General features: G+C 41.7%; 17 protein-coding genes. All 17 read right to left on the bottom strand.

Features of this window, described 5'->3' with window-relative positions:
• Window positions 1–58: 58 nt before the first annotated feature.
• The 17 genes from M3593_RS15145 to M3593_RS15070 all read right to left on the bottom strand — a co-directional run bounded on the left by M3593_RS15145 (window position 59) and on the right by M3593_RS15070 (window position 16,934).
• Window positions 59–850 (bottom strand): ABC transporter permease, encoded by a 792-nt coding sequence (locus tag M3593_RS15145; protein WP_144475251.1) that lies wholly within the window; start codon window positions 848–850, stop codon window positions 59–61.
• An 11-nt stretch (window positions 851–861) separates the two neighbouring features.
• Window positions 862–1,650, bottom strand: a complete 789-nt coding sequence (locus tag M3593_RS15140) for an ABC transporter permease (RefSeq protein ID WP_251544685.1) — start codon at window positions 1,648–1,650, stop codon at window positions 862–864.
• Window positions 1,625–2,650, bottom strand: a complete 1,026-nt coding sequence (locus tag M3593_RS15135) for an ABC transporter ATP-binding protein (protein ID WP_251544686.1) — start codon at window positions 2,648–2,650, stop codon at window positions 1,625–1,627. The genes M3593_RS15140 and M3593_RS15135 overlap by 26 nt, the downstream gene beginning before the upstream one ends.
• Before the next feature lie 314 nt (window positions 2,651–2,964).
• The gene (locus tag M3593_RS15130) at window positions 2,965–4,197 is read right to left on the bottom strand and encodes a glycosyltransferase family 2 protein (RefSeq protein ID WP_186326662.1); all 1,233 of its coding nucleotides are present in this window, start codon (window positions 4,195–4,197) and stop codon (window positions 2,965–2,967) included.
• Between the two features lie 120 nt (window positions 4,198–4,317).
• On the bottom strand, window positions 4,318–5,043 hold the full coding sequence (locus M3593_RS15125) for a glycoside hydrolase family 16 protein (RefSeq protein WP_251544687.1): 726 nt from the start codon (window positions 5,041–5,043) through the stop codon (window positions 4,318–4,320).
• Between the two features lie 533 nt (window positions 5,044–5,576).
• Window positions 5,577–7,103 (bottom strand): SulP family inorganic anion transporter, encoded by a 1,527-nt coding sequence (locus M3593_RS15120; RefSeq protein ID WP_251544688.1) that lies wholly within the window; start codon window positions 7,101–7,103, stop codon window positions 5,577–5,579.
• A 96-nt stretch (window positions 7,104–7,199) separates the two neighbouring features.
• Window positions 7,200–7,490, bottom strand: coding sequence for a DUF5658 family protein (locus tag M3593_RS24285; protein WP_353056100.1), 291 nt, complete (start codon window positions 7,488–7,490; stop codon window positions 7,200–7,202).
• 135 nt (window positions 7,491–7,625) lie between these two features.
• Entirely contained in the window at window positions 7,626–8,279 is a 654-nt protein-coding gene (locus M3593_RS15115; protein ID WP_251544689.1) for an LPXTG cell wall anchor domain-containing protein, read from the bottom strand.
• A 69-nt stretch (window positions 8,280–8,348) separates the two neighbouring features.
• The gene (locus M3593_RS15110; RefSeq protein ID WP_144475258.1) at window positions 8,349–8,942 is read right to left on the bottom strand and encodes a CalY family protein; all 594 of its coding nucleotides are present in this window, start codon (window positions 8,940–8,942) and stop codon (window positions 8,349–8,351) included.
• A gap of 81 nt (window positions 8,943–9,023) precedes the next feature.
• Window positions 9,024–9,602 (bottom strand): signal peptidase I SipW, encoded by a 579-nt coding sequence (gene sipW, locus M3593_RS15105; protein WP_251544690.1) that lies wholly within the window; start codon window positions 9,600–9,602, stop codon window positions 9,024–9,026.
• A 1-nt stretch (window position 9,603) separates the two neighbouring features.
• Window positions 9,604–10,467 (bottom strand): amyloid fiber anchoring/assembly protein TapA, encoded by an 864-nt coding sequence (gene tapA, locus M3593_RS15100; protein ID WP_186326663.1) that lies wholly within the window; start codon window positions 10,465–10,467, stop codon window positions 9,604–9,606.
• A 252-nt stretch (window positions 10,468–10,719) separates the two neighbouring features.
• A complete protein-coding gene (locus M3593_RS15095) occupies window positions 10,720–12,396 on the bottom strand; it encodes an acyl-CoA dehydrogenase family protein (RefSeq protein ID WP_251544691.1) in 1,677 nt (558 codons plus the stop codon).
• On the bottom strand, window positions 12,393–12,758 hold the full coding sequence (locus M3593_RS15090; protein ID WP_251544692.1) for a MerR family transcriptional regulator: 366 nt from the start codon (window positions 12,756–12,758) through the stop codon (window positions 12,393–12,395). Before M3593_RS15090 ends, M3593_RS15095 begins: the two co-directional genes overlap by 4 nt.
• 96 nt (window positions 12,759–12,854) lie before the next feature.
• The gene (locus tag M3593_RS24280; protein ID WP_251544693.1) at window positions 12,855–14,015 is read right to left on the bottom strand and encodes a murein hydrolase activator EnvC family protein; all 1,161 of its coding nucleotides are present in this window, start codon (window positions 14,013–14,015) and stop codon (window positions 12,855–12,857) included.
• Window positions 14,016–14,156: 141 nt separating this feature from the next.
• Window positions 14,157–15,062: an L-serine ammonia-lyase, iron-sulfur-dependent, subunit alpha gene (sdaAA, locus tag M3593_RS15080; protein ID WP_144475263.1), complete on the bottom strand. Its 906-nt coding sequence runs from the start codon at window positions 15,060–15,062 to the stop codon at window positions 14,157–14,159.
• A 27-nt stretch (window positions 15,063–15,089) separates the two neighbouring features.
• Window positions 15,090–15,755, bottom strand: a complete 666-nt coding sequence (sdaAB, locus tag M3593_RS15075) for an L-serine ammonia-lyase, iron-sulfur-dependent subunit beta (RefSeq protein ID WP_144475264.1) — start codon at window positions 15,753–15,755, stop codon at window positions 15,090–15,092.
• 144 nt (window positions 15,756–15,899) lie between these two features.
• On the bottom strand, window positions 15,900–16,934 hold the full coding sequence (locus tag M3593_RS15070) for a GGDEF domain-containing protein (RefSeq protein ID WP_251544694.1): 1,035 nt from the start codon (window positions 16,932–16,934) through the stop codon (window positions 15,900–15,902).
• Between the last annotated feature and the right edge of the window lie 121 nt (window positions 16,935–17,055).

The raw sequence follows: 17,055 nt of genomic DNA, 5'->3' as shown, positions 1-17,055 counted from the left end.
AATACGACAATGGCAGTGTTAAAAGAAAATCCCCTACATTCATCGGGTTGCCTTCAACTTAACTACCCGTACTTGCAAAGGCTTTAAGCCCTCTATTCCAAAAAGCATAGGCAATCACACAGCAAACAACCGCAGCAACCGGGGTCCATAGTGCGAATTCTTTATAGCCTGACTTATCGATAAAATAAGCCGCCGGAAAAAATGCGGTGAACCCGTATGGAATAATCCATGTCAGGAACATGCGGATACCCTTATGATAGATCGTCAGCGGATATCTCGCAAAGTCGCTCAGGTTGAAGACGGCCCATACAATAGGAAGACTATCGATCATCCAGAAGCTGAAAGTCGCGAAAAATAAATTAATCGCCACGAAAATCAACCCAGAAGAGATGATCATGATGACCAGCATGGCAATTTCTGTCGCTCCCCAAACAAGGTCAAGCTGTGGAATCGCTGTTCCGAGAATGATCAACCCGATGATCAGCTGGCCAAAGCCATCCTGATGCAGACGATCTGCCACGACATGGAATAGTGGATTGACCGGCCTGATCAGCAGACGGTCGAGTTTCCCCGGTCTTATATACTGCCAGCCAAGCGTCCATAAATTATCAAAGAAAATCTGATGGATCGACCGGCCTGTTGCCGCTATTCCGTATATGAACAATATCTCATAAAACGACCAGCCATTAATCTGTTCAATGTGGTCAAACACTACTTTTACAAAAAAGATCGAAGCGAACTGCTCGAGCATCACTGAGGCGACACCGATCAAAAAGTCAATTCGGTACTCCATCATCACCTTCATATGGCTCTTCGCAAACTCCCAATATAATCTCGTATAACGGCGCATATAATCGCCTCCTAACCTCCAAAAATCGTAATCTGTTTAATCGCCTGCGACCAGATTACCCTTACCAAAACATATAAAGACACGAGCCAAAATAACTGGACGCCCAGTGCCATATAAGCGTCCGTCCCGCTAATGAGGCCTGAGTAAATCGAAACCGGAAGATAGACCATCGTCTGGAACGGCAGGAATTCTGTAATGGTTCTCAGCCAATCCGGGAAAAGCGTGATTGGAACCAGCGCCCCGGAGAAAAACGTAATCAATGATTCCTTCAGCACTCTCACACCCCAGACATTGACCGTCCAGAACGCAAGCACACCGACAAGGAAATCGAAGAATGTACCGATCCAGATGCCCACTAGTGCACTGAGGATAAATAAAATGATCGTCTCAGGTGATTTCGGAAAGCTTAAATCCATAAAGAAGTAAGCAATCAGCACCATCGGCAGTGTCCCCTGGATCAAATACATGATTTTCGAGCCAATATCGACCGCGAACAGTTTAAAAATCATATCGTACGGACGCATCAATTCGATTGCGACCTGGCCGTCCTTAATATTTTCCGCAAGCTCATTGCCAACACCCCCGACAAATCCCTGAAGCATCATCGCAATGACGATATACGTCAGCATCGTCTCAAGGTTGATGTTTTCAATCGTCGTCTGGTTAGCGTAGACCGCCTGCCAGAAGAAGTAAATAATCAACAGCCTCATTACCGCCGAAGCGGTCCCGGCCCAGTACCACGCAGAATAGGCCGTATTCTCCTGCATCCGTCCTTTAGCTATTTGCCAATACTTTCTCATGCTCTCCCCCCTGTTCCTGCTTGTTGTATAGCTCCTCTACGATCGTTTCGATCTTAGGATCCGCAATATTCAAATCACCAATTTCATACATGCCCATCATCTCTGAAATGACGAACGAGCTTTTAACTGCCTCATGGTCAAAAGACAGACTGACCTTCGTTTCTTCTTCATTGGGTAAAATATCTACGTGTCCATTGAGAGTATCTGGCAAAACGAATTTTTCCTTGTCAGCCAGTTCAAAATGGATCACGCGCTTTTGCCCGAATTGCTTTTTGATTTGCTCCAGCCCTCCATCGTACAAAATCGTACCGCCATCAATAATGATGATTCGGTCGCAGATTTCCTCAATATCCTGCATGTCATGTGTAGTCAGCAGCACTGTTGTGCCCCAGCGCTGATTCATTTCTTTGATAAACTTTCTGATTTTCACTTTTACCGCAATATCAAGACCGATCGTCGGCTCATCCAGATAAACAACTTTTGGCCTGTGGAGGAAGGCCGCAGCCAATTCACAGCGCATTTTTTGCCCAAGGGAAAGCTGTCTGACCGGAATGCTGAGCAACGGTTCCAAGTTCAGCACCCCTGTAAACATCGCGATTGTTTCCTGATATTCCTGCTCCGGAATCTCATAAATATGTTTTAACAAATTATAAGATTCACGAACCGGTATATCCCAGAACAGCTGCGTCCGCTGTCCGAAGACCGCCCCGATATTCACCGCATTCTTCTGGCGGTTTTCATACGGCACCAGTCCATTCACTGTCACCTTGCCAGATGTCGGTGTCAGGATTCCCGTCAGCATCTTGATCGTAGTCGACTTCCCTGCGCCATTCGCGCCAATATAGCCAACCGTCTCACCCTGTTCAATCGTAAAATTAATCCCCTTCACCGCATGCTTCGTTTCATACTTCCGGTTAAAAAGCGACTTCACCGCACCCTTAAGACCAGGGTCACGCTTCACCAATTTATATTCCTTTTTTAAATTTTCAACAGTAATCACATTATCACTCTCCATGAACATACATTCGATTTTCAGGCACAAAAAAACCACAGACATCTGAGTCTATGGTTAGGCAGTTATTTTTCATGACAAAAATAAGCGCTACTACACACAATACAGGCAGGCCGAAGGTAAAACATATGAAATTGTCTTAGTTGCTTGATTCAAATCAATCATTTCGACTGCCTCCCTTTATAATTTCTAGAAAATTATACCTTTAATTCAACGTTTTGTAAATACGCATTAGAAGTTACAGGCATTATTCTTTAGTCAGAACATTACATTCTCAATAAAGAACAAGCGGTCAAAAAAATTTATCCTGCCTGTTCTAAATTATACGCTCTTCCCGTTCGTTCCACTTTGTTCCATTCTTCCTTATTGATAAAATACTGGATTGTTCCATAAATAATAATGTATAAGGATATTAATCTAAAGAATATAAGATCCATTAACAATGTAGTTACAAGGAAACCAATATCTTTACTGCTAAATTTTTGACCATGAGAGGATGCAATTAAGATAGCCATGAGACTATATGATAAATTGACACATAACGAAAATAAAATTAATATAATATAAATATAAGAATAATCATTTGTTAATAGTATAGCTATCAGGCCAATGACTGTTAAGAACGAACACACAACACCCACAAACAGTGCATCAATTAATAGAAAAAATGAAATTGGACTCTTGAATATTGTAACTATAAACTCTTTGGAATATAGAACAATACAGTCTGTGAATGCCTTCTGCCATCTTACTCTTTGTTTAAATAAATCACCCCATTTTTCTGGCACCTCTGTGTAGCATATAGCCTCAGGAATAAAAATAACCTTTAGATTACTTCTTTCATTCTTATACTTTTGAATTTTAATAGTAATATCAATATCTTCCCCGATTGTTTTTCTATATCCTCCTACACTAAGTAGTACATCTCTTTTAAATGCACCAAAAGCTCCTGATATAATGGTTAACGCATCGGCTTTAGAAAGTGATGCTTTATATATATAAAACCCTCTGAAATATTCTAGTATTTGGAGTCTAACAATCGACTTCACCTTTAAACTTGGCTTTAGTGCTCCTTTCTGAAACCTTCTTCCTTGCAGAACATGAACCATGCCTCCAGCAGCTATAAGGTTTGTATCCTGAAAAGCACAATTGATGATAGGCAATGCCTGTTCATCAAGCATACTATCAGCATCAAGGGTAATAACAATCTCGCTACTTGCATATGAAATACCTGCATTCAGTGAGTCCGCTTTCCCTCCATTTTCTTTATCAATAACCAAAACACGCGAATTTTTTTTGGATCTGTAAATCCCTTTAATCGGCCTAAAATCAAGAACACCGTTTCGGTCTTTTAATATTGGTTCTAGAACCAATAATTCCTTCATGAGTTGAAAAGTAAGATCATCTGAACCGTCGTTAATAAATATCATTTCATAATTATTATAGTTTAATCTATCTATCCCATGAATTGCTGTCTGTATTATTGATTGCTCATTATAGCAGGGAATTAGGATGCTAATCGATTTTTCGTTCAAAAAAACTTTCCTCTTTAAATAATACGGTTCCTTTCGGGCAATAAGGGAATTTATTATATGATATAATGGAAATATTAAGCACATACCCAAAATGACAATACTAATAAAATAAATCATCCTTTATTTCTCCTTTTCGTAGATTTTTATATAATCAATTGAAAAGTCTGCTGGAAAAATTGTCTGGGCATCTGGGCTTCCTGGCCAGTTCCCACCAATTGCGAGATTAACAATTAAATACATAGGGACATTAGCATCATAATTTTCAGCTTTGAATACTAGTTGATTATCTACAAACCATCTGATTTCGTGCTTTTCCCACTCAACACTAAATATGTGATCCTCATGTGGATTATTAATACTTTTAGTACCATGTACAGTCTTAAGCTTTCCGTCTTCCCTCCAATGTTGAACAAAATAGGCCTTTTCTGGTTCATGGCCTACTGCCTCAAAAATATCAATCTCTGGCAAGACGTCCTTTTCATCACTTCTAAGCAGCCATATGGCAGGGAATAAGCCTTTGCCAGATGGATAATTAGCTTTCACTTCCACTTTTCCATAGAGAAAATCAAATTTCCCTTTTGTTTGTATTAATCCAGAAGTATAACCGTCTTTTTCTTTAAGTCCCGTTAAATGAAGACGTCCATCACGAACCTTAACATTTTCTGCAGTATACTCCTGCAATTCATTGTTGTAATTTTTCTTTCGGTTTAACACTCCCCACTTCTCTAACTCCACTTTATATCCGGAAAAATTATCCATAAATACAAGTTCCCATCCACTCCCCTCTTTATCATTCGCCGGAACAAAATCGTTCTTAATTAAGGAGTCCACCTTTAAATCTTTCATTTCATATTTTTCAATATTATGTGGTGAAACTTTTTGTGCAATTGGTTCTTCAAACCTTAGAAAACAAAGGATTAGCAGGAAGGACAGAAAAAAAAATCTTCTTTTTCATATTATCTTCACACCTTCATATTGTTCATTATAAAGAACATATTGTGAGTATAACGGAAGATGTAACAAAAAGAAAATTTATATTCCCCCAAAAGCACTCAATAAAGAACAAAAACCTTATATTTTCTTCTTAAAACTAACTATTTCTCACTTTTTCGTTTCATAAAAAGAACAAAATGGTATTTGAGTCATTGAATTGGATTAAGCATGCAGGGAATTTCGAAGAGAATATTAAGTAGGCTTTTTAGTTGATATTAAATAACTGGTATTCTGATGTTAAACTAAAGAATTAAAAAACGCGGAGTGATTCACTATGCTGAATCACTCCGCACTTTTTAGGAATATCGTTAATGTTGTTTTATAAACGATCCATATTAAAAGGCTGCCTTTATAAAGACATTCTCCAATATCTAATCCGGGCCATTTTAGAACGAAATGTTCTTTTTTTCAAGATTGAATAATAGTTCTTCGATTGAATTATAATGATGGCTTGGACCAAAAAGTTGAAATACATTCATTTTGCGAAGGATACCGCCAAGGTCCAAATCATTCCCGACAAGATAGAGTGTTTGTCCCCTGTCTTTCAGCTGGTCCCTGAGCTGGATCAGGAGCAGTGCACCGGAAGCATCCACAATCGTTACTTTTTCTATATCTATAACTATATCAGGATTGATATCCGAACTTATAGTCTTGGTTATTAGCTCTGTGGCTCCAAAGTACAGTGGTCCTTCCAGGCTATATACCTTTAAACCATTTTCCGTTTTACTTTGAATTTTAAAGCCTTCCTCACTCATCCGCTTCATGAAAATAAGCGCGCTCATCACAATGCCTACTCCGACCGCAACCATCAGATCAATGGCAACAGTTAAAATCATAGTGACTAACATTACCGCAGCATCGGTCTTCGGCTCATCCTTAAGGATTTTTAAGCTGTCATAATCAAACATCGTAATCCCCGTCATGATTAAAATCCCGGCAAGCACGGCAAGCGGAATCTCCTCAGCTAGCGGACCGAACACGAGCATGAATAGTAGCAAGGCAACACTGTGGACCATAGCGGACAGAGCAGTCTGGCCACCGCTGCGTAAATTCACAACTGAACGGACGGTAGCTCCCGCACCAGGCATCGCGCCGAACAAACCGGCAAGCGTGTTGCCTATCCCCTGGCCGATTAGTTCCTTATTGCTTTTGTGCTTTGTACCGGTCATGTTATCCATGACGATAGAAGTTAAAAGAGAGTCTATAGAACCCAGGACTGCAATACTTAATGCTGCCGGGATCAATTGAATGATCGTGCCTAAGTCTGCAATTGGCAGATGGATCTGAGGGAGCCCTTTTGGAATTTCCCCAATCCTATCTACACTATCAAAGAATATGAAATCATTGATAAATGGCAGCGTAAAATGTACGGCAGGAACCACTTTTTCCAGAAGAATCACTGCTAGTGTGCCTAAGATCAGTGCCATCAGACTTGGCGGGATAACCTTGATCCATTTCATCGCAACAAGCATAAAGACAATCGTTAACAGCACAACCAAAAAGCTGCCTGTCACATACTGCAGCTGCCCCATAATAATAATGATGGCAATCCCGTTCATAAAGCCGCTAACCACCGGTAACGGAATGAATTTTAAATAATTCCCGGCCTTCAGCACCCCAAAGACAATTTGAAATAACCCGCCCATGAATGCGGCAATGAACGCATACTCCAAACCTTGAGTCGCAACAATCCCTGTAAAAATAATCGTAATCGGCCCAGTCGGACCCGTAACCTGGCTCTTCGTCCCGCCAAACAAAGCCGCAAAGAAACCAGTGATGATAGCGCCATACAAACCAATGATAGCACCATCAGAATTACCCGTCGCCTGCATCCCAAAAGCCAATGCCAGCGGCAGCGCAACAACCGAAACCGTAATCCCGGCCAAGAGCTCACGCTTGAGCGTCTGAAACATTTACGATACGCCTTCTTTCTTATACATTTATAAGAAAAATTATACGCCTGTTAAAATGGTTATTGAATATGAAAATAGTAAAAAGAAGTGAACTTTTTAGAAGTGGGGTAAAAAGGAGGCCTTTAAAGTCAAACAAACTGGATCAGCCAGAAGGCATGCAAGCAGAAAACCACTGTATGTTGAACGAGGGACTTTCTCAAATAGGATGAATAATAGAAGGAGAATAGAAAGAGATACCTTTGTGATGATGAATATTAAAGGGCTAATTTCGTTGAAAGTAAGCATCAGCGGATTCAGTTCGGATATGAAGGCATACTTAAGACCAAACCAGGTCAATAGGGTATCACACAAATTTAAGGTTGTTAAATAAAATAATAGGTATACCATTTGGTAGGACCTCCATGTTAGTTCACAGGTATCGAATGTTTCATCCTTGTTTCCACTTTATGGTATGCACAAAAAACTGGTCATTACATACTTAATATTAAAACAGGCCAAAGACTGATTGCCTTCGACCTGTTTTTAAAGGTCGTATCGTTTTCTTCGGAAAAGAAGGTAGCTCATTGTCCCACCCAAGCAAATCAACAAGCCCCCAACGAACAAAAGGTTATAGTTGTTTGTTGCTGTATTTGGCAGCTTGTTTACTATTTCAGGATTTACAACTGCATCTGTATCGGGATTTCCTTTGTCTGGATCAGGATGGATTTCAGTATTATCTTCTTTTCCTTCCGCGAGAAAGATTATCTCTAACTCTGCAGATGATCCTTGAAATTCATTGCCTAACTCATAAGGCATAGTCACTTGGAAAAATAAATCTTCTTTAGACCCAGCAGCCAGTTCCCTGGGAGATAAACCTTTAAAACCTTTTACCTTACCCTCATAAAGAACAACTGATCCTTGGGAAATCAAAAATTCCAACTCATCTAACAATCCTTTTTTCGACTTTGTTTCCCCCAGTCTGACCGTATACTTAAAATCAAACTGCCCATCATTTGTAACTGTGATATCTCTTGGAATCCAATCACCAGGCTTTAGATTACTGACCTCAAATGAATATCCATGCTGTAAAGTATTAATATCGATATTCTCTTCTGCCTGCACAGTAGTTAAGTTGAAGAATATTATTAGAAGAATAGAGAGTATTATTATTGAAGCTTTCTTCAAGAGTAATTTCATAATTTTACCTCAACTCTTATGATTTAAGAAAAGGTGGGAAATTGCTTTCCCACCTTTTTCTGCTAGTAATTATCTTGCTACGCCAGCACCTTGCTTGCCATCAAATGTCCATTTAAGTTCCAAAGAATCACCTTGGAAGCGGTTTTGATCTTGACCATTATCTACAAATTCATACTGAACATAAAGAGTATCTGTAGTTCCTGCAGCAAGGTTTCCACCATTCTCAGCAAACCAACCGCTCCATAAGTTACCTTCAATTACATCTGGGCTCATATTTTTCAAATCATACAATGTTGTAGACCAGATTGGAGCGTCTAACTTATCAGCATTGATTAAGAAGTTAACTCGAATATGTTTTCCTAAATCTTCATTGTTATTTCCATTCGCATCGTTAATAGTATAATCCGTAAATAAGTCAATAGTAGCAATATCAAGCGAACCTCCATTTACCAACTGGAATGAACGGAGCATAGTATCACCAGGCTTAATATTGTTAACATCAATGATTGTTGTTGGATTAACACTAAGATCCAAAGTACCTGCTGCAAACTTCGCTGTTGCTTCTGCTGAATCGCTGAAGTAAGCAAATGTTCCGCCACCAATTAATGAAATCCCCATTGCTGCAGATGCAATACCCATACCTAATTTCTTTTTCAAACTCATTACAATTTCCTCCTCTTACCCCATTTGGGTATGTATAATTTTATATATTGACCCTTGTTTGAAACAAAGAGTGCAACCATGTTAAGCAGTTTTTCCTTCTGGATCATTTTTTTTCTGTTTTGGGTCTATCTCTCTAAGTGCTTGGAATATAGAGAAACCTGCGTAACCAAGAAGCAGTAGTCCAGGTCCGATTAATAATAATGCGCTTCCCTCTTTTGATTGAGCAAAATCTATGAAATAACCTACATAAGGAATAGTAAAACCTGAATACAATGCTTTTACATTTGCTGAAAGTACTGGCTCCATGTCAGCAGTTTTGTTGTTATCACCTTTTGTCTCGTACATCACATTTTTTCCACTTGTTTTTACGCCAATGATTCGGTGGGTAACAAGTTTATCTTCACTTGCTTGGAAGGTGATGACATCACCTTCTTTTAGGGTTTCTCTTTCCTTTGAATCAACTGGCTTGACTGCAATAATTGATCCTGTTTTAAAAGTAGGTTCCATGGAACCCGAGAGGACAGTCTTTAACTGGTAACCAAATGCCTGAGGCTCTCCACCGGATGCTTTAGAGGAAACAACCAGAAAAGCCATAAGTATTAGATTGATAAATAAGACAGCAGTTATAAGATTGCTAAATATTTTTATTGCTTTTTTCAAACTAGTTACCCTCCTTAGAACTCTGTTCATGGCTTTCAGTACTATCAATATTTTCAGTAATAACTTCTTCTTGATTAGCAGGCTGATCTGATGTTTTTACATTTTCATCTTGCTTTTTATCTTCTTGGGTCTTGCCGTCTGCTCCCTCGTTCTGTTCCTGCGCAGGTTGCTCCTCAATTTTCTCTACACTGGATTTTTCTTTGTCAGTATCTTTGACCGCATCATCGCTTCTACTACCCTCTTCAACCTTTGTTTTTCCTTGCTCTATCTGATCTCCATTCTCGTCTTTCTTTTCATCATTGGCAGGTTGAGAAACCTTATTCATACTGACGATAATCTCATCACTCCATAGCTCTCCTCCACCAGGATGGTCTTTATGTTGGTATGCTTTAAACATATATTTACCACTTAATTCAGGTGTAAATGTTAACGTAAATTCTTCGTCTTTTTTCAGAGCTTTAAAAGAAATAGTTTCAGAAAGTTTCTGATCTTTTTTTGGATTTATATTTTCACTAAAATAAACTTCGTATCTCCCACCAGTCTTCATATCAGATCCCGTGTTCTTAATAGTAGCGATTATAAATTGTCCATCAAATTTACTGTTAGTAAACTTCAATGAACTACAATCCCAATCTCCATGTTTCTTACCATCTGAACACCCACTCTTGTCCTGCGTCTCCCATATTCCAGCTTTTATAGTGCCACTTACTGAATTTGAGTCACTGAAATAGGCACCCGTTTGACCTGTTATTGTGGAAGATATCCCTATGAGTAAGTACCATACAGCCAAAAATTTTATGAAAAGAAAATGATAACTATTTTTCTTTCTAAACTTTCTTAGTCTACCGTACCTTATAGGGACCACCTCCAGTCAGTAACCGTTCGTTCGGTTGTTCTCTTTAACGAACTTTATATTGTGAGTATATGGCAACAAACTAGTTTTGAAAAACCCGAAATCCAGCCATTTTTTCTTAATAACGTACAAAAATCGTTCGTTATCTCTTATTATCTTCCATATTCTTAATATTTGTAATTTAAAAAGGACAATTCGTTATATATAAAGAACAATAATTGTACAGAAAAAGCGCCTCCTGAATAAGGAGACGCTTTTGCATGGCTATTTTACCAAGGATTTGTCTTGAGGTAAGGATTCGCTAACTATCTCATGAAAATAATCCACTGGTTTTAATTGTTCACTAAATTCATATCCTGAATTCCAAGTTTCTTCTATATAAACTTCCTTTACGTTCACTGCCCGTTCATCTCCACCTGCACCATACTCCAGCGCATTCACACTCTCAAAGATCTTCACCATCAATTCAGCAACACGCTTGGAGTGAAATGTCTTATGGTCATATGATGCGGTCTGGAGAGACACCAGCAGTTTCTCGAGCTGCTCTATTCCACCACGTACTTGGTCGACATGCTCTCCGTTCATTCCAGCAATTCGCACCTTCATCTCCTCCAAAAACAAACCCCCGGCATTAAACTTCTCCATCAATCTCAATACCTCAAGTCCGAGAATATTCGCCGTACCTTCCCATACGGTCAACACTTGCGCATCTCTTAACAACCTTGGTGTAACAAAGTCTTCAATATACCCATTCCCGCCGTACATTTCAATGGCTTCATGTGCAAAGTGGACGGCCTGTTCTGCGGTTTCTTTTTTCAAAAGTGCTATGTAGAGTCGATTCAAAACGATGTCTTTTTCTGATACTCCTGGCTCATTCCTCATAACTTTTTCAAATAGTGGCAGGTACTTGAAGACGGTTCTGGTTTCGACTTCGAGTTTTACGGCCATTTTAACTAGGGAGTCTTTGATCATTGGGAAGTCGGCGAGCTTTTTGCCGAAAGCGTCCCTCTTTAGTGCGTACTCCCGCGCTTCGCGATATGCGCGGCGCATGATGCCGAGTGAGGCGACGGTATTGCAGACTCGAGAAAGATTGAGTGCTTCCATCATGTAATAAAAGCCTTTTGTAGGATCGCCAACTACATAAGCTTCTGCACCTTCAAATTCGACTTCGCCGGATGGGACTGCGCGAACACCAAGTTTATCCTTTAGCCTGCGGATTTTGATACCGTTCAGCTTGCCGTCATCTTTGCGCCACGGCACGGCGAACAAAGTCAGTCCTTTTGTGCCGGTTGGTGCACCTTCTTTTCTTGCTAGAACCATCGCAACTCCGCACATTCCTGCGTTTGATGCGAAGTATTTTTCACCGTAGAGCTTGTAGCTATCTGCAGACTGGATTGCCTTCACCACGTTTGCGCCGACGTCGGATCCTCCCTGGCGTTCGGTCAGGAATGTCGCGCCTTCGTATAGTGTTGTTTCTCCTGTTGATAACACATGTGGCAAGAACTTTTCTTTTAACTCGGGGAATGCGTACTGGTCCAATAAATAAGCTGTTGCCATAGTCAGTGTCACTGGACAGTAAAAGCCGGGCTCCGTTTGGGACAGAAGATAGCCCTGGGCATAGGAATATATATAATTCCCGCGACGCCCGAGCTCGGGAATTTCTTTATGGACATAGCCGACAATCCCGGTGTTATAGGAATCTTCAACCGTTTTCCGGTAGCCATCGTTCACCCAAACTTCCGAGATATCGTCGCCATAGGCATCGAATTTTATCAGCTTCGGCTGGCCTTCGCGGTCGGTGAACCTGGCGCGCTGGTCGATTTCGTTTGCGCATTTTTCTCCGAATGCTAGCAGCTCCCTATCTGCGTACTCAAAAAAGTCCTCATCCAATAATTCCTTCAGCAATGCCCTAAACTGCGTTTCTTCCTCGTAAAAATTCATTCACTTAGCCTCCCTTTAAAATCAGTCATCAGCTTTTCGATTTCTTCCCTGATTTCAACCAGTTCACATATTCTTTCATTCACTTCTGCCAGTTTCTCCTCCCCGTACTCAATCGTCCGCTTCAGCTGTTTTTCACCTGTCCTGTCCTCGTCAAATAACAGCACCATTTCCCTGATCTCCTCGAGTGAAAAGCCAAACCTTTTCCCTCGAAGGATTAGCTTAAGCCTTGCCAGGTCTTTGCTGGAGTATAGACGGCGGCCGCCTTCGGAACGTGATGGATTCAAAAGACCAAGTTCCTCATAATACCGGATGGTCCGAGTTGTGACGCCAAATTCTTCAGCCAAATCAGAAATCGAATACATAAGCAAAACCTCTACTTTTAACAGAATAATCAGTAAATTAATTATACCATTGACGTTAACGTAAAGAGCAAGCCAGATTTCCCAAGGAAACCTGGCTTATTTTTTCACATATTGCAGCGGGTCGACGCTGTTTGATTTTTCATAGTTCCACTGGCCTTCGTGGATTTCGAAGTGGAGATGCTTGCCGCGGCTGTCTCCGGTATTGCCCATGTAGCCAAGCATTTCCCCTTTATTAATGCTCTGTCCGGTTATCACTGTGCTTTTTTCCAGATGGGCGTATAGTGTGGTGAAGGTCTTGCCTTTAATCTTGTGGGTGATCAGGACGCAGTTTCCGTATGTCGCAGAATAATAGGATCGGATGACGGTTCCGGATGCTGCGGCGACAACGGCCGAGTCTGGAGATTCATCGGCAATGTCGATTCCAGCATGCAGCCTGCCCCACCTTGGCCCGTACCTGGATGTCAAATCGCCTCTGGCTGGCATGATGAATCCCTCTTCTGGTTGAGTGCTACTAAACTCCACTCTCTGTTTTTCTTTCAAAATCGCAATCTCCTGGGATGCCAGGTTGACATAGACTTCATACATATCCATCAGCTCGGATTCGTTCTCCTGTTTCTGCTTCTGAACCGAATCAAGCAAACGCTGTTTCTCTTTGACCCTCTTTTGCAATTCAGCCTCCAGTGAATCCAATTCAAGCTGGTCTTTTTCCAGCAAAACAATTTTTCGCTCCAACTCTGATCCCTGCTTTTTTTTCAACTCCAGGTCTGCCTGATGCTTTGCAAGTAAATCTTTATCTGCTTTAATGAAGGTGCTGACAGCGGTTGCCGCATCAAACAACTGGGATAGATTTTTCGAATCAAAAATCAGATCCACATACAAGCCTAATCCGTCCTGATTCTGCATGGTCTGCAGACGCTTTTTGATTAATTGCTCTCGATGCTTTATGTTGTGAGCCAGCTTATCGATTTCAATTTTCATATCTGCTGCAATTATCTCCGCCTCAACCATTATGCTTTGCAGATCACGGATTTCCTGATTAATCCTCGACACCTCGTCATCCAGTGCCTTCAGTTCAGAAAGATATTTTTGCTCCGCCGCATCCATTGATTTAATTTGCTTTTCTTTCTCAGTGAAATCCTGTTTCAGGTCAAAACGTTTCTGACGGATTTCGGGCAGATCCTCCGTTGCTTCAGCATAGGCTGAACTCGTGCCAGCCAGTCCAATCGTCACTGCGAGAAATACACTTCGTTTAAACACCCTTTTCCTCCGTTTTTCAAGTCTGCTTGACTGATTCTATGTATTCTTTCATCCAGTATATAGTAGTGAAGGTGCTAAATCTGTCGACTTTTAGGTTCAGGTAAAAGTAAAAAAACCACCCTCGATAGAGAGTGGCTTACATTACTTCTGAATCAAATAATCTACGAGTTTTTCCTTTGGCTTCCCAAAGATTTCTTGCTCCAGGCGACGGCCTGTTGGTGTTGCCGCGAGGCCGCCTTCTGCCGTTTCCCTCAGTGCGGATGGCATTGTCTGGCCGATGGCGTACATCGCACCGATGACTTCGTCGCATGGGATTCGGCTTGTGATGCCGGCAAGTGCCATGTCGGCCGCAGTGATGGCGTTCGAAGCACCCATCGCGTTTCTTTTTACACATGGAACTTCGACCAGACCTGCAACAGGGTCGCAGACCAAACCAAGCATATTTTTCATCGTGATCGCAAAGGCTTCAGATGACTGCTGCGGTGTTCCGCCGGCCATTTCGACGATTGCCGCCGCGGCCATACTTGCAGCTGAGCCTACTTCTGCCTGGCATCCGCCTGCTGCTCCGGAAATCGACGCATTGTTGGCAACGACAAAACCGAATGCAGCTGTTGTGAACAGATACTCGATCATTTCCATGCGTGTTGGGTTCAATTTCTCTTTTACGGCAAAAAGTGTTCCCGGGACGACGCCTGCAGATCCTGCAGTCGGTGTCGCGCAGATGATGCCCATTGCCGCGTTCACTTCATTCGTTGCGACCGCCTTGCTGACGGCATCCAATAATAGATTGCCACCCAAGGATTTTCCGCTGGCGATATAGTTTTGCAGCAAGACCGCGTCTCCGCCGGTCAGGCCGGTCTGTGATTTAACGCCAGCCAAACCTCTTTCCACAGCGCGTTCCATGACCTGCAGGTTATTGTCCATCTGGGCAATGATTTCTTCGCGGGAACGGCCTGAAACTTCTATTTCCTGCCGAATCATGATTTCGGCGATCTTAACGTTATTTTTTTCAGCTAATTCAACAAGCTCCGCAACATTACGAAACATGGCTAGCCCTCCTGATGTAACTCATATTTAGTCAACGAGACGGATGACCTGGTCAACGCCATCAAGGGCAGTTAACTCCGCATAAACTCCGTCTTCGAGTTTGTGGTCCATTTCGATGACCATGACGGCGATGTCTCCCTTGTCTTTGCGGGAAACTTCCATATGGCCAATGTTAATTTGATATTTTGATAAAACAGATGTCACGGCCGAGATCAGCCCGAACCTGTCATGATGGACAACAAGGATCGCCGGGTTGGCGCCGGACAGCTTCAGCTTGAACGAATTGATTTCGGTGATCTCAATCGTACCACCGCCGATGGAAATCCCGACGATTTCAAGCTCCTTGCCCTGTCCATCGTATAGATTTATTTTTACCGTATTCGGATGCTCTGTGACAGCATCCTCGGTAATGAATTCCACTTCGAGCCCGGATTGCTCCGCGATTTTCAAAGCATCTGGAATTCGTTCATCAAATGTATCAAAGTCCATGATTCCGGCAACAAGTGCCAAATCTGTTCCATGTCCTTTATAGGTTTTAGCAAAAGAGCCGTACAGGGAGATGACGGCCTTTGTCGGCTGTTTTTCGAACAATGTGCGCGCCACGCGGCCAATCCTTGCAGCGCCGGCTGTATGCGAACTCGATGGCCCGATCATCACCGGACCTATAATATCAAATGCAGAACGATATTTCATGGTGCACTGCTCCTTTTACAAATCTATTGAAAGCGATTTCATATACTATTATTTTTAAATAATCCTAGCCATAGTTATCTTACCACATTATCTATATAGTTTAATCATTTATTGTTGGAAATTTAAAAAACCATCCCAGAACAATCAGGATGGTTCCTTCACGCTGACTTTATTTCTGCCGCCGTTTTTCGATGCATACAATGCTTCATCAGCACGGTTCAGCAATGAGTCAATATTATCGCCAGGCTGGAATTCCGTCACCCCGAAGCTTGCGGTCAGACTGCCTGCTCCTTTAAAGCAATGTTTCTCAACGATTTTGCGGAAATGCTCTGCTTTTTCATACGCTTGTCCGCCGGTATCATTGATGATCAGCATGAATTCCTCTCCGCCCCAGCGGCCGAAATGGTCTCCGTCTGTTAGATTGCCAGCGATGATGGCAGACAATTCCTTGAGCACACAGTCACCGATTTTATGGCCGAACTCATCATTCACTTTTTTAAAATGGTCAATATCGAAAAAGATGATCGAAAATGGCTTCTTATCATCTTCTGCAGCTGCGAGCTTTACCTCTAGCCAGGCGTCAATCTGATGGCGATTGGCAACGCGTGTAAGGGAATCGATATAAGCGTGCTTTTTAAAGAAATCTCTTTCTGTAAAAGCACGGAACATATTTTGCGCGTAAAAAAGCACGAGAATATAGACGATGTTCGCTGCATGAAATTGAGTCAGGGAATCGATCGGTTCTGATGTCAATTGTCCGCTGTGGATCACCGCTATGGTTAAGGTGATCAGGAAGATGAAGATTGAGAAATACAATCCTCTTTTTGTTCCGAGCACAAGAAAGAAAAACATGATGATCAGCGGCATCCAGACGATGAAATCACCGAGAGAACCCCCGGTTGTCGCCAAATCGTTGTGGACAACGTCAAACAAGGTAAAGACATGATATATACTGACTAATAATAAGTTGGAATACTCTCCAAACCGGATTCCCCGATTGATAAATGCCAGGACCCAGCTAACAGAAAACCAAAAAATAAGTGTAGAGTTTATGATCATATCAACTTGGCTCTGCTTATTCAGTAAGCTATTGATGACAAGGGCAACCGTGATGATCGGCAGCATCCACATGTAGACGCTTCGTTTCAATTCGTCAATACTATCAAATTTATTAAACATCTTTCTCATCTCCCCAGCCGCCAGACATCGGTAACAATCCAGCACGCTCTGCCAAGCTTTCCTTCGAAAATAATTTATTATGAATTTGAAATAAATGGATGTCTTATACGAAGATTACAGC

The organism is Mesobacillus sp. MER 48 (genome assembly GCF_023714225.1).
Taxonomy (GTDB): Bacteria; Bacillota; Bacilli; order Bacillales; family Cytobacillaceae; genus Mesobacillus; species Mesobacillus oceanisediminis_A.
This window is presented reverse-complemented; position numbering and strand designations above follow the sequence as displayed.

Coding starts and splice junctions, on each gene's coding strand:
- M3593_RS15090 (WP_251544692.1), bottom strand. CDS start 12,758: ATGTATTCGATTTCTGATTTGGCTGAAGAATTTGGCGTCACAACTCGG.
- M3593_RS15095 (WP_251544691.1), bottom strand. CDS start 12,396: ATGAATTTTTACGAGGAAGAAACGCAGTTTAGGGCATTGCTGAAGGAA.
- M3593_RS15145 (WP_144475251.1), bottom strand. CDS start 850: ATGCGCCGTTATACGAGATTATATTGGGAGTTTGCGAAGAGCCATATG.
- M3593_RS15125 (WP_251544687.1), bottom strand. CDS start 5,043: ATGAAAGATTTAAAGGTGGACTCCTTAATTAAGAACGATTTTGTTCCG.
- M3593_RS15115 (WP_251544689.1), bottom strand. CDS start 8,279: ATGAAATTACTCTTGAAGAAAGCTTCAATAATAATACTCTCTATTCTT.
- M3593_RS15140 (WP_251544685.1), bottom strand. CDS start 1,650: ATGAGAAAGTATTGGCAAATAGCTAAAGGACGGATGCAGGAGAATACG.
- M3593_RS15120 (WP_251544688.1), bottom strand. CDS start 7,103: ATGTTTCAGACGCTCAAGCGTGAGCTCTTGGCCGGGATTACGGTTTCG.
- M3593_RS15110 (WP_144475258.1), bottom strand. CDS start 8,942: ATGAGTTTGAAAAAGAAATTAGGTATGGGTATTGCATCTGCAGCAATG.
- M3593_RS24285 (WP_353056100.1), bottom strand. CDS start 7,490: ATGGTATACCTATTATTTTATTTAACAACCTTAAATTTGTGTGATACC.
- sdaAA (WP_144475263.1), bottom strand. CDS start 15,062: ATGTTTCGTAATGTTGCGGAGCTTGTTGAATTAGCTGAAAAAAATAAC.
- sdaAB (WP_144475264.1), bottom strand. CDS start 15,755: ATGAAATATCGTTCTGCATTTGATATTATAGGTCCGGTGATGATCGGG.
- M3593_RS15070 (WP_251544694.1), bottom strand. CDS start 16,934: ATGTTTAATAAATTTGATAGTATTGACGAATTGAAACGAAGCGTCTAC.